Raw genomic sequence first — 13,822 nt, forward strand, 5'->3', positions numbered from 1 at the left:
TGTGTTATAATTTGCGACCTTTGAATCCGGGATACAGTAGAGGGATAGCGGTTAGATGAGCGACCTTGCGAGAGAAATTACACCGGTTAACATCGAGGAAGAGCTAAAGAGCTCCTATCTGGATTATGCGATGTCGGTCATTGTTGGCCGTGCGCTGCCGGACGTCCGCGATGGCCTTAAGCCGGTACACCGTCGCGTACTATACGCCATGAACGTATTGGGCAATGACTGGAATAAAGCCTATAAAAAATCTGCCCGTGTCGTGGGTGACGTTATCGGTAAATATCACCCGCATGGTGATACTGCTGTTTATGACACGATAGTCCGTATGGCGCAGCCATTCTCCCTGCGTTACATGCTGGTAGATGGTCAGGGTAACTTTGGTTCGGTCGACGGCGACTCCGCAGCGGCGATGCGTTATACGGAAATCCGTATGTCGAAGATCGCCCATGAGCTGATGGCCGACCTGGAAAAAGAGACCGTTGATTTCGTTGATAACTACGACGGCACCGAACGCATCCCAGACGTCATGCCAACCAAGATCCCGAACCTGTTGGTTAACGGTTCGTCCGGTATCGCAGTGGGGATGGCAACCAACATCCCACCGCATAACATCACGGAAGTCATCAACGGCTGCCTGGCCTTTATCGACGATGAAGAGATCAGCATTGAAGGGCTGATGGAACACATCCCGGGGCCGGACTTCCCGACGGCGGCGATCATCAACGGTCGTCGTGGTATCGAAGAAGCGTATCGCACCGGACGCGGCAAGATCTACATCCGGGCCCGCGCCGAAGTAGAAGCCGACGGCAAAACCGGCCGTGAAACCATTATTGTTCACGAGATCCCGTATCAGGTGAACAAGGCGCGTCTGATTGAAAAAATTGCCGAGCTGGTAAAAGAAAAGCGCGTAGAAGGTATCAGCGCGCTGCGTGACGAATCTGATAAAGACGGCATGCGTATCGTCATTGAGATTAAACGCGACGCGGTGGGCGAAGTTGTTCTGAACAACCTCTATTCCCAGACTCAGCTTCAGGTCTCCTTCGGTATAAACATGGTTGCGCTGCACCATGGTCAGCCGAAGATCATGAACCTGAAAGAGATCCTCAGCGCGTTCGTGCGTCACCGCCGTGAAGTGGTGACTCGCCGTACTATTTTCGAACTGCGTAAAGCGCGCGATCGTGCGCACATCCTTGAAGCGCTGGCCGTTGCTCTGGCGAATATTGACCCGATTATCGAGTTGATTCGCCGCGCCCCTACGCCTGCGGAAGCGAAAGCAGGCCTGGTCGCGCAACCATGGGCGCTGGGTAACGTCTCAGCTATGCTCGAACGCGCAGGTGATGACGCCGCGCGTCCGGAATGGCTGGAACCTGAATTTGGCGTGCGCGACGGCCAGTACTACCTGACCGAACAGCAGGCCCAGGCGATTCTGGATCTGCGTTTGCAGAAGCTGACCGGTCTTGAGCATGAAAAACTGCTCGACGAGTACAAAGAGCTGCTGGAGCAGATTGCCGAGCTGCTGCACATTCTGGGCAGCGCAGAGCGCCTGATGGAAGTGATCCGTGAAGAGCTGGAACTGGTCCGCGATCAGTTTGGCGATGAGCGTCGCACTGAAATCACCGCTAACAGCTCTGATATCAACATTGAAGATCTGATCAACCGCGAAGACGTGGTGGTTACCCTGTCTCACCAGGGCTATGTGAAGTATCAACCACTGACTGACTACGAGGCACAACGTCGTGGTGGTAAGGGTAAATCTGCGGCACGCATTAAAGAAGAAGACTTTATTGACCGCCTGCTGGTGGCCAACACCCACGACACCATCCTCTGCTTCTCCAGCCGTGGGCGTCTGTACTGGATGAAGGTTTATCAACTGCCGGAAGCGAGCCGCGGTGCGCGCGGTCGTCCAATCGTGAACCTGCTGCCGCTGGAAGCGAACGAACGTATTACCGCTATTCTGCCGGTTCGCGAGTACGAAGAGGGCGTGAACGTCTTCATGGCGACCGCCAGCGGTACGGTGAAGAAAACCGCTCTGACCGAGTTCAGTCGTCCACGTTCTGCCGGGATTATCGCGGTGAACCTGAACGAAGGCGATGAACTGATTGGCGTGGATCTGACCTCCGGCTCTGATGAAGTCATGCTGTTCTCTGCCGCCGGTAAAGTGGTGCGCTTTAAAGAGAACGCCGTGCGCGCAATGGGTCGTACCGCGACCGGCGTTCGCGGGATCAAGCTGGCGGGTGAAGACGTCGTGGTTTCCCTGATTGTTCCACGTGGCGAAGGCGCAATCCTGACCGTCACGCAGAATGGTTACGGTAAACGTACGGCAGAAAGCGAGTACCCGACCAAGTCGCGCGGCACGCAGGGCGTTATCTCTATCAAAGTGACCGAGCGCAACGGTTCTGTTGTGGGCGCGGTGCAGGTAGACGACGCTGACCAGATCATGATGATTACCGACGCTGGTACGCTGGTACGCACACGCGTGTCGGAAATCAGCGTGGTGGGCCGCAACACCCAGGGCGTTATCCTCATCCGTACCGCGGAAGATGAAAATGTGGTGGGTCTGCAGCGCGTTGCTGAGCCGGTAGATGACGAAGAGCTCGACTCTATCGACGGTAGCGTAGCGGAAGGCGAAGAGGATATCGCCCCAGAAGCTGACGCCGACGATGACGTAGCGGACGACGCTGACGAGTAATCTCTCCTGACAAATAAGGGCCGGATCCACGGCCCTTTTCTTTTAACGATGCAGATAAGTGAACGTTGCGACCAGGCGCGTTTACCGCTACCTTAACCACATTCTTTTTGACCCCGACGGCGGAGCCGTGCCCCTTTGAAATACCTTGTCTCCTTTCGTACCACGCTGAAAATCTCCCGCTATCTGTTTCGGGCGCTGGCGCTCTTGCTTTGGATCCTGGTGGCGTTGTTCTCGGTGTTTTACATCGTAAACGCATTGCACCAGAAAGAAGCGGAGATCCGCCAGGAGTTCAACTTAAGCTCCGATCAGGCTCAGCGCTATATTCAGCGCACCGCTGATGTCATGAAGGAGCTGAAGTACATTGCTGAAAACCGCCTGACTGCAGAAAACGGCATTCTTGCCCTCCGTGGGCGCAATGATAAAACCGAGGTACCGGATTTTGAGCCGCTGTTCCCGGATTCCGATTGCTCCGCGATGGGCAGCACCTGGCGCGGATCGCTGGAATCTCTGGCGTGGTTTATGCGCTACTGGCGCGACAATTTCTCTGCGGCCTATGACCTGAATCGCGTGTTCCTGATAGGCAGTGATAACCTCTGTATGGCGGACTTTGGCCTGCGCGATATGCCCGTCGAACGTGAGGATGCGCTGAAAAGTTTGCATGAGCGTATTGTGAAATACCGCAATGCGCCCCAGGACGAGCGTGGAAACAACATTTTCTGGATAAGCCAGGGCCCACGCATGGGCGTCGGTTATTTCTATGCCCTGACGCCGGTCTATCTGGGCAACCGCCTGCAGGCGCTGCTGGGCATTGAACAGACCATTCGTATGGAAAACTTTTTCACGCCGGGCAGCCTGCCGATGGGCGTGACTATCCTCGATGAAAATGGCCATACCCTGATCTCGCTCACCGGGCCGGAAAATCGGTTGAATGTGGATCCGCACTGGATGCAGGAGCGCTCGTGGTTCGGCTACACCTCGGGTTTCCGCGAGCTGGTACTGAAGAAAAGTTTACCGCCATCGTCGCTGAGTATTGTCTACTCGCTGCCTGCGGATGTGGTTCTGGAACGTATCCGTATTCTCATCATGAATGCCATTTTACTTAATCTTCTGGTGGGCGGTGCGTTATTTACCCTTGCGCGCATGTACGAGCGGCGGATCTTTATTCCTGCTGAAATCGACGCCCAGCGGCTGGAAGAGCATGAGCAGTTTAACCGTAAGATTGTTGCTTCCGCGCCGGTTGGCATCTGTATTCTGCGTACGCTGGACGGCACCAATATCCTCAGTAATGAGCTGGCGCATAACTACCTGAACATGCTGACGCATGAAGATCGGCAGCGATTAACGCAGATAATCTGCGGGCAGCAGGTTAACTTCGTTGACGTACTGACCAGCACCCACACCAATTTGCAAATTAGCTTTGTTCATTCGCGCTATCGCAATGAAAACGTGGCGATTTGTGTGCTGGTGGACGTCTCGGCGCGGGTGAAGATGGAAGAGTCGCTGCAGGAGATGGCGCAGGCGGCCGAGCAGGCCAGCCAGTCGAAATCGATGTTCCTTGCCACCGTCAGCCATGAGCTGAGAACGCCGCTGTACGGGATTATCGGCAACCTCGATCTGCTGCAGACGAAAGAGTTGCCGAAAGGGGTCGACAGACTGGTGACGGCGATGAACAACTCCTCGAGCCTGCTGTTGAAAATCATTAGCGATATTCTCGACTTCTCTAAAATTGAGTCCGAGCAGCTTAAAATCGAGCCGCGGGAATTTTCGCCGCGTGAGGTGATGAACCATATCAGCGCTAACTATATGCCGCTGGTGGTACGTAAACAGCTCGGGCTTTATTGTTTTATCGAGCCAGATGTTCCGCTGACGTTGCACGGAGATCCGATGCGCCTGCAGCAAGTTATCTCTAACCTGCTGAGCAACGCCATCAAATTCACCGATACCGGCTGTATTGTGTTACACGTCTGCCGTGCGGGGGATTACCTCAGTATTCGCGTGCGTGACACCGGGGTGGGGATCCCGGCGAAAGAGGTGGTTCGTCTGTTTGATCCGTTCTTCCAGGTAGGGACAGGTGTGCAGCGTAACTTCCAGGGCACCGGCCTGGGACTGGCGATCTGTGAGAAACTCATCAGTATGATGGACGGGGATATCTCCGTTGATACCGAGCCAGGCATGGGAAGCCAGTTCACCATCCGTATTCCGCTCTATTCGGCGCAGTATCCGACCAAAACCACGGTCGACGGGTTGAGCGACAAACGCTGTTGGCTGGCGGTGCATAATGCCTTCCTCAATGATTATCTGACGGCGCTGCTCACCAGCAGCGGCGTGCGGGTATCTTGTTATGAAGGACAAACGCCGGACGTGGACGACCTGCTGATAACCGATGACAGGCTCGCACAGCCGTGGTCGGGAAGAGGGGCGGTTATCTTCTGCCGTCGTCACATAGGCATTCCGCTTGAACATGCGCCTGGTGAATGGTTGCACAGTGTGGCCACGCCGCACGAACTGTTAGGCCTGCTGGCGCGCATTTACAGTATCCAGTTGGATGATGAAGGCTCAGTGGTCTTGCCATTGCCGGAAACGCTCTCCCCGGTGAATGAAGACATGATGATTCTGGTGGTTGACGACCATCCGATTAACCGTCGTCTGCTTGCCGACCAGCTTGGCTCTCTGGGTTATCAGTGCAAAACGGCCAACGATGGCGTAGATGCACTGAATGTATTGAGTAAAAACCATATTGATATCGTACTGAGCGACGTCAACATGCCCAATATGGATGGCTATCGTTTGACGCAGCGTATTCGCCAGCTTGGCCTGACGCTGCCGGTGGTGGGGGTGACGGCAAATGCCCTTGCTGAGGAGAAGCAACGCTGCCTGGAATCAGGTATGGACAGTTGCCTGTCGAAGCCGGTCACGCTGGACGTGCTGAAACAGACGTTGTCGGTTTATGCCGAGCGCGTCAGGAAAACAAGATTATAAAAAAGGCCCGAAAGGGCCTTTTTTAGCGTTCTTCCTCTGCGGTGGAAGAGGATTGAGACCCAATATCAATCTTTGTCCGAGGCGCTCAGCGTGACGGAAGAGAGATAATTGAGCAGCGCAATATCGTTATCCACGCCCAGTTTCATCATCGCTGATTTCTTCTGGCTGCTGATGGTTTTAATACTGCGGTTCAGCTTCTTGGCGATCTCCGTCACCAGGAAACCTTCGGCGAACAGACGCAGAACTTCACTCTCTTTTGGCGACAGACGTTTGTCGCCATAGCCACCCGCGCTGATTTTCTCCAGCAGGCGGGAGACGCTCTCAGGTGTGAACTTCTTACCCTTCTGCAGCGAGGCGAGCGCTTTTGGCAGATCGGTCGGTGCGCCTTGTTTCAGTACGATCCCTTCGATATCCAGATCCAGAACGGCACTCAGGATCGCCGGGTTATTGTTCATGGTCAGAACAATGATCGAGATGTCAGGGAAGTGACGCTTAATGTATTTAATCAGCGTGATGCCATCACCGTATTTATCTCCGGGCATGGAGAGATCGGTGATGAGCACATGCGCATCAAGCTTTGGGAGGTTATTGATAAGTGCTGTGGAGTCTTCAAATTCACCGACTACATTCACCCACTCGATCTGCTCAAGTGACTTGCGAATACCGAACAGTACAATCGGATGGTCATCGGCAATAATTACGTTCATATTGTTCATGTATAAGGCTACCTTGCTACAGCAAGCTTTTGACGTAGGCGTCAATGTCGCTGATATATTTTTCAATGCCAGAGGCATCTTTCTCACGAATTAGATGTTCCAGCGTTTCACATAACTGCTTGCCGGGAACCAGATTAAGCATGGCAAACACCCCTTTAAGCCGGTGTGCTGTCTGCGCCAGCGCTGCAAAATCCTTCGCAGCGGACTCAGTATACAACCGCTTGACATCATCTGGTACTGTATCAACAAAGAGTGAATAATAGCCGCTGGCCTGCAGCTCGGCATTTTCATTGCCGCCTGAGGGTGACGCCGATATCTCTTCCTGCGCCAGTTGCTCTTCTATAAGTTGTAGTACAGCTTCCTGCATTGCATTGCTCATATTAAAGTTGACGCGCATCTGGCCTGGGCCGATTTTTTGCACGCCTGACTCATCATCGCTTAAAAGCAAGCCGGAGGCAGTAAGATTAGACGGATTATCCGTTAAAAACAGATCAAATTCTTGACTCGCTAGCCTTTCGTCCGGCGTGATGCAGGCAGCGCCCCAGTTTTCTAACTGGCGAACCACGATGTTGCGGATCTCATTGGAGGTCACATCCACCATTACGATAACATCGTCGAGCAGACGCTCTTCATCCTCTTCCTGCGGATTGACGGCCATTTTAACGTGCAGGGAGTAGCGCGTACCCAGCGATTCGCGCGCCTTTATGTTCAGATGGCCCCCAAGCTTACGCGCCAGCTGATCGCACAGCCAGAAGGTCAGGGCGTTGGCCTTACCATAGCGATCGCTCTGAGTATCGTTGAGGAACGGGAAGTGCAGGTTATCAATTTCACTGGCGGTGATGCCTTCACCGGTGTCGAGAATGCGAAAGGTCAGGCGATCCTCGGCGGAATCGTCACGGCTGACTTCGAGGGTGATTTTGCCGATTTGCGTGGTCGTCACCGCGTACTGGATAATCATCAACAGAATACGACGCAGCGCTTCGCGGTCGCCATGCCGCTCGTCGTTGGCTGGCAAATGGTTAGCGATCAGCAACTGCAGACCTTTACGTTTAATCACCGGCAGAACGTCCGGCACTACTTCGTCAATCAGAGACTGGATGGAGAAGAGGGTGGGCGTGCTTTTCCAGAAGTCATTTTCCAGCATGTTTGCCAACTGGATCTCATCAACCAGACGCACCAGCGAGTCGGCCTGGGCCACAAGCTGATGGCTCTCTGGCGTGCTCAAATCTTCGGCCTGTGCGGACAGCGTTTTCAACGGCAGCCTTAACGCATCGCCAATATTCTGCATAAACGCGGCGCGGCCCTGCTGGTTTTTCTCATACAGCCTTTGCGCCTGCTTAAGCTTTTTATTGACCAACACTTCACGGTCCTGATCGCGGATGACGAAGATCTGCGTGCGTGAGGCGACCTGGCTGCGGAACTGGCGGATCTCATACAGTTCATTATTGATGGTGGCCTGAATTATCCCCTGATGCTGGTCCGCCATGGTGGTGATGTTCTGCAGGTTGAGGTGCGGCAGAAGGTGATCGGCAATTTTATTGCTCATCACCGTGCGGTTCGCTTCCTGGTCGTGAACTAATATGCCAAGCGGCAGCACGGAAATAATCTCTTCATTCAGCGCGCGTAGTACGCGTAACTCACCGCTGGTCCCTGCGGATACCGAGGTTGACTCGCTCTGGCGTCCCGGCTGGAAACGGAAGGTGCTATACCCGAACAATGCCAGCGCCAGCAGGCCGATATTCAACAGCAGCGGCAGCAAAATATTTTGCAGCGTATCGAGCAGCAGCGTTCCAAACGGGACCTGCCACACCAGGCGCATACCGGTTGAGTTCAGGGAAGAGGCAATTTCTATCTTCGAGCCATTAAAGGAGATAGAGACGCTCTCGGCCGCCTCTTTATCCGGTGGCGTGCGCATATTCTGGGTGCTGTTATCCGGCTCGAGGCGGAAGCTCTCCAGGGGCATATCCGGCGGGATCAGGTCATTAATGGGCAAATCGAAGGCGACCACCGTCGCCAGATGCCCGGGCTGGTTGAAGGTGGTGCGAAGCGTAAAGTAGTGGCCATTTTGCCAGGCCAGACGTCGCAACGAGGAAAAACTCTCGCGTTCATCAAGGGCATTCGCCTGCTGCAGCATTTCTGCCCGGCGAGAATCGACGATGCTGCCCACGGTGGTCTCTTTAAAGCCAGATGAGAGATCTTTTAGCGGCAGGGTTGAGATAAGGATCAGACTGTTGTCCTGACCATTCAAATAATACATCGACCAGGGCACGGTTTCGGCGCCCCATAGCGTATCAAGGTAGGCGGACATGCGCTGCGTCATCTCAAGCGTTGCGCTGTCATGAGAGCCAAAAATCAGGGCTTCTGTCTTGCGCTGCGGTTTTTCGAGAAAGTAGACATCTTGCTTAAGACGCGTTTCCTGAAGCCCTTCCCCGGTGGAGGACGTTGGCGCAGCAGCGATATTGTCGTAAATCTGCCAGGTGGCGTAGCGCCAGGTATCAATGCGTTTATGCACGGAATGGGTGATATCAACGATTTGATAGCTTTTGTCCTTCAGCCAGGCGTTAACCGCGCTCTGAACCATAACCCCCATCGTGACTAACAGCACAATGATCAATAAAAGAAAGAAACGGGTAATGCTCCCGGGAAGAAGAGAGAACTTACTTGAGGCGGTGGTCTCAGACTGACTCATTGATTTGTATAACCCGTGATAACCGTGCTTTAAGGGGATAGGGCAGTATAAAGGGTAATACCTGAATTTCCAGCGCCTCTGGCTGACAGCGGGCGACATTTTCGGGGAAGTACGCAGAATTCGGTCACAGGGACACGGCACAATCAGGGCGGGAAATGATTGCGCACGAAACTGGTTAACAGGCGTAACAATTTGCAGGTGGTAGCACAAGGTAAGCGGAATAACGTAAAGAAAGGTAAAAAAAACCGAATGCAGAGCATCCGGTAGAATTAGGGATAAACAGACATTCAAAGCTGAATGACGGTAATAAATAAAAGTTAATGATGATAGCGTAGATAGTTTAGTGATATCCGGGGAATTTGTTTTGTCATTCAGTGCGGTAAAGCGTCCATGTTTAATTTATTGATTTTGAGTGATATTAATTTATTTTTGATTATAAGTGCTATATTTTTAAGCGATTTATGCTGTGTAAAAGTTCCTTTTAATTTACAAATTGAAACACCTTTATGGATGAATGAAACATCTTCAAAGTTTTCGTATCATATTCCCGTTGGATTATTCTGTAATTTTAAGGAGAATGAGGTTGCCGACTGGTTAAGAGGGTTAATCAGTAAGCAGTGGTAATAATAAGGCATATAACAGAGGGTTTATAAAATGAAAGTTAAAGTCCTGTCCCTCCTGGTACCAGCACTGCTGGTAGCAGGCGCAGCCAATGCGGCTGAAATTTATAATAAAGACGGCAACAAATTAGACCTGTACGGCAAAGTTGATGGTCTGCACTACTTCTCCGATGACGACAGCGTTGATGGCGACCAGACTTACATGCGTCTTGGCTTCAAAGGCGAAACTCAGGTTAACGATCAACTGACCGGTTACGGCCAGTGGGAATACCAGATTCAGGGCAACACCACCGAAAGCGACAACCAGTCCTGGACGCGTGTGGCGTTCGCGGGTCTGAAATTCGCTGACGCGGGCTCTTTCGACTACGGTCGTAACTACGGCGTCATCTACGATGTCACTTCATGGACCGACGTTCTGCCGGAATTCGGCGGCGACACTTACGGTTCAGACAACTTCCTGCAATCCCGTGCAAACGGCGTAGCCACTTATCGTAACCAGGACTTCTTCGGTCTGGTTGATGGCCTGAACTTTGCTCTGCAGTATCAGGGTAAAAACGGCAGCGTAAGCGGTGAAAACGACGTCGGTCGCAGCACCCTGAAACAGAACGGTGACGGTTACGGCGCGTCCCTGACCTATAACCTGGGTGAAGGCTTCAGCGTAGGCGGTGCGATGTCCTCCTCCAAACGCACCTCCGACCAGAACGCTGCTGACGTTTACGGCAATGGCGATCGCGCAGAAGTTTACTCTGGCGGCCTGAAATATGACGCTAATAACGTCTACCTGGCGGCACAGTACTCTCAGACCTATAACGCGACCCGTTTCGGCAACTCTCAGAACAACAGCACCGTCTACGGCTTTGCTAACAAAGCGCAGAACTTCGAAGTGGTTGCGCAGTACCAGTTCGACTTCGGCCTGCGTCCATCCGTGGCTTACCTGCAGTCCAAAGGTAAAGACATCGAAGGTTACGGCGACCAGAATCTGCTGAAATATGTGGATGTGGGTGCGACTTACTACTTCAACAAAAACATGTCTACCTACGTGGATTATAAAATTAACCTGCTGGATGACAAAGAGTTCACCCGTCAGGCAGGTGTCAGCACTGATGACATCGTAGCGCTGGGCCTGGTTTACCAGTTCTAATCGCATTGCAATATGACTCAGGGGCCAATGGCCCCTTTTTTTCTGCTGTTTTAGGGTCTTATCATTGCCTTTTTTAGTGTACTCTTGCCGTCCCGGCATGAGGATAATAACGAATGGACATGACTTTTATACGCGCCAGCGTTCTGGCTACGCTTTTTTTCCTGACGGCATGCGACTCTTCCACGCCTGCGATCAAACCGGACGCGCCAGCGGCGACGGTACTGGAAGGCAAAACGATGGGGACATTCTGGCGTGTCAGCGTCATGGACCTCGATAAAACGCGCGCAGACGAACTTCGCGGCAAAATTCAGTCGCAACTGGACGCCGACGACCATCAGCTGACGACCTATAAAAACGACTCTGCGCTGATGCGCTTCAACCTGTCTGCCAGCACTTCCCTGTGGCCGGTCAGTGAGGCGATGGCCGATATCGTGACCGAATCGATGCGCGTGGGCTATAAAACCAACGGCGCGATGGACATCACCGTGGGGCCGCTGGTCAACCTCTGGGGGTTTGGCCCCAATACGCCGCCTGCCTCTACGCCTGACCAGAAGGCCATTGAGGATGCCCGTGCCCGCACGGGGTTACAGCACCTGTCGGTGATCAACCAGTACGGGCAGCAGTACCTGCAAAAAGATATCCCCGATCTGTTTGTCGATCTCTCAACTGTGGGGGAGGGCTATGCGGCGGATCATCTGGCCGCGCTAATGGCGCAGGAAGGCATCTCCCGGTATCTGGTTTCGGTGGGCGGCGCATTGGTTAGCCGGGGGATGAACGCCAGCGGTAAACCGTGGCGCGTGGCCATTCAAAAACCGACCGACCAGCAAAATGCGGTACAGGCGATTGTCGATATCAACGGTCATGGCATCAGCACTGCCGGGAGCTACCGCAACTATTATGAACTTGACGGTAAGCGCATTTCGCATGTTATCGATCCGCAGACCGGACGGCCTATCGAGCATAATCTGGTTTCCGTCACGGTGATTGCGCCCACCGCGCTGGAAGCCGATGCCTGGGATACGGGATTGATGGTTCTGGGTGAGGAGAGAGCCAAAGAGGTGGTACGCCAGGAAGGGCTGGCGGTCTATATGATTACCAAAGAGGCCGATGGCTTTAAGACCTGGAGTTCACCGCAGTTCAACAGTTTCCTGGTGAGCGAAAAAAATTAAACAGCAAGGTTGCGGGTTTTTCTTCGCTGGCGCTCAGGCATGCTGCAGGTATGCTTATAAGAGGAGCCGAAGATGCAAAACCTAACCTGTATGACCGATGAGGATCGCTGGCTGGCCGTGCTGGCCCGCAATCCGCGCGCTGATAACCAGTTTGTCTTCGCCGTGCAGACGACGGGCGTTTTTTGTCGCCCGTCCTGCCGAGCTCGCCGCCCGCTGCGTAAAAACGTTCACTTTTTCCCGGATGTTCAGCATGCACGTCAGGCCGGTTTTCGCCCCTGTAAACGCTGTATGCCCGATAAACCCAGCCCGCAGGAGCAGAAGCTGGCAAAAGTCGAACTGGCCTGCCGACTTCTGGCGCAGGACCCGGCATTGACCCTGCACGCGCTGGCGCAGCAGGTTGCCAGCAGTCCTTTCCATTTTCATCGTCTGTTTAAGTCTGTGACCGGTATGACGCCCAAAGCCTGGCAGCAGGCGGCGCGGGAGCAACGCCTGCGCCGCGCGCTGGCCGATGGCGAAAAAATTACCGATGCGGTGCTCGGGGCAGGCTTTGCCGATAGCAGCAGCTACTACCGTAAGGCCAATGGTGCGCTGGGGATGACGGCGAAGCAGTACCGCAAAGGCGATGCGCGGGTGCGCTACGCGATGGATGACTGTTCGTTAGGCCGCTGTCTGGTGGGCGAAAGCGAGCGCGGGATCTGCGCGATCCTGCTGGGCGACGACGATACGGCATTAACCGCAGAGTTATTAACGCTGTTTCCCAACGCCCGGCAAGAACCGCTGGAAGGTGCCTTTGGTAAGCGCATCCATCAGGTGATTACCAGTATCGATAGCCGCGCTGTGCCGCTGGCGTTGCCGCTGGATATTCGCGGGACTGCGTTTCAACAACGGGTCTGGCAGGCCTTACGCGCCATTCCCGATGGAGAAACGGCAAGTTACCAGCAGGTGGCGAAGGCAATTGGCAAACCTGGCGCCGTTCGCGCGGTAGCAGGCGCTTGCGCGGCGAACAAACTGGCGATTATCATTCCCTGTCACCGCGTTGTGCATTCTGATGGCACGCTGTCCGGCTACCGCTGGGGGGCCGCAAGAAAGGCGCTACTGTTACAACGTGAGTCCTTAAGCGAGGAGGCCTGATGCTCGATCTTTTTGCGGATGCCGAACCCTGGCAGGAAGCGCTTGCCCCGGGGGCGGTGATCCTGCGCCGTTTTGCGCTTTCCCGCGCGGATACGCTGCTTGGAGGCATCAATGACGTGGCGGCGGTCTCGCCGTTTCGTCACATGATAACGCCAGGAGGCTACACCATGTCGGTGGCAATGACCAACTGCGGCAAGCTGGGCTGGGCCACCAACGCGCGCGGCTACTTGTATGCCGCGCAGGATCCCATCACCGGTAATCCGTGGCCGCCGATGCCCGCCGTGTTTCAGTCGCTATGCCACGACGCCGCCATGACGGCGGGCTACGCTGAGTTTGTACCCGATGCCTGCCTGGTGAACCGCTACGCCGTCGGCGCAAAACTCTCGTTGCACCAGGATAAAGACGAGCCTGACCTGCGCGCGCCAATCGTCTCAGTCTCTTTAGGCTTGCCCGCCGTGTTTCAGTTCGGCGGTTTACAGCGTAACGATCCACTTCAACGCCTGCTGCTCGAACATGGCGACGTGGTGGTATGGGGAGGGGTGTCGAGGCTGTTTTATCACGGTATCCAGCCGCTTAAGCCGGGCGTTCATCCGCAGACGGGCGAGTTCCGCTATAACCTGACGTTCCGCCAGGCGGCGTATAGCGAATAAAAATAAGAATTATTCTTGCTGTAGCCGTAAGGCAG

The 13,822-nt window shown here is 54.1% G+C and carries 8 protein-coding genes; 6 read left to right on the forward strand and 2 right to left on the reverse strand.

What is annotated here, in order from left to right:
* The first annotated feature begins 55 nt into the window (after nucleotides 1-55).
* Both gyrA and rcsC read left to right on the forward strand, forming a co-directional pair.
* Nucleotides 56-2,692 carry a DNA topoisomerase (ATP-hydrolyzing) subunit A gene (gene gyrA, locus NL510_RS07880; RefSeq protein WP_253383294.1) on the forward strand — a complete coding sequence of 879 codons (2,637 nt, stop codon included), beginning with the start codon at nucleotides 56-58 and terminating at the stop codon, nucleotides 2,690-2,692.
* A 135-nt stretch (nucleotides 2,693-2,827) separates the two neighbouring features.
* Nucleotides 2,828-5,671: a two-component system sensor histidine kinase RcsC gene (gene rcsC / locus NL510_RS07885; RefSeq protein ID WP_253383296.1), complete on the forward strand. Its 2,844-nt coding sequence runs from the start codon at nucleotides 2,828-2,830 to the stop codon at nucleotides 5,669-5,671.
* A 65-nt stretch (nucleotides 5,672-5,736) separates the two neighbouring features.
* Here the strand turns inward: rcsC and rcsB are convergent, their stop codons facing one another.
* The gene (rcsB, locus tag NL510_RS07890; RefSeq protein ID WP_246978493.1) at nucleotides 5,737-6,387 is read right to left on the reverse strand and encodes a response regulator transcription factor RcsB; all 651 of its coding nucleotides are present in this window, start codon (nucleotides 6,385-6,387) and stop codon (nucleotides 5,737-5,739) included.
* Nucleotides 6,388-6,403: 16 nt separating this feature from the next.
* On the reverse strand, nucleotides 6,404-9,076 hold the full coding sequence (gene rcsD / locus NL510_RS07895) for a phosphotransferase RcsD (protein WP_253383298.1): 2,673 nt from the start codon (nucleotides 9,074-9,076) through the stop codon (nucleotides 6,404-6,406).
* Between the two features lie 654 nt (nucleotides 9,077-9,730).
* Between rcsD and NL510_RS07900 the strand changes: the two genes are divergently transcribed.
* From NL510_RS07900 to alkB, 4 genes are all read left to right on the forward strand, one after another.
* Nucleotides 9,731-10,837, forward strand: a complete 1,107-nt coding sequence (locus NL510_RS07900; protein ID WP_253383306.1) for a porin OmpC — start codon at nucleotides 9,731-9,733, stop codon at nucleotides 10,835-10,837.
* Between the two features lie 113 nt (nucleotides 10,838-10,950).
* Entirely contained in the window at nucleotides 10,951-12,006 is a 1,056-nt protein-coding gene (gene apbE, locus NL510_RS07905; protein WP_253383321.1) for an FAD:protein FMN transferase ApbE, read from the forward strand.
* A gap of 72 nt (nucleotides 12,007-12,078) precedes the next feature.
* The gene (ada, locus tag NL510_RS07910) at nucleotides 12,079-13,137 is read left to right on the forward strand and encodes a bifunctional DNA-binding transcriptional regulator/O6-methylguanine-DNA methyltransferase Ada (RefSeq protein WP_253383323.1); all 1,059 of its coding nucleotides are present in this window, start codon (nucleotides 12,079-12,081) and stop codon (nucleotides 13,135-13,137) included.
* Nucleotides 13,137-13,787 carry a DNA oxidative demethylase AlkB gene (gene alkB / locus NL510_RS07915; RefSeq protein ID WP_253383325.1) on the forward strand — a complete coding sequence of 217 codons (651 nt, stop codon included), beginning with the start codon at nucleotides 13,137-13,139 and terminating at the stop codon, nucleotides 13,785-13,787. Before ada ends, alkB begins: the two co-directional genes overlap by 1 nt.
* Nucleotides 13,788-13,822 lie beyond the last annotated feature (35 nt).

The sequence above is a fragment of the unidentified bacterial endosymbiont genome (assembly GCF_918797525.1).
GTDB lineage: Bacteria > Pseudomonadota > Gammaproteobacteria > Enterobacterales > Enterobacteriaceae > Enterobacter.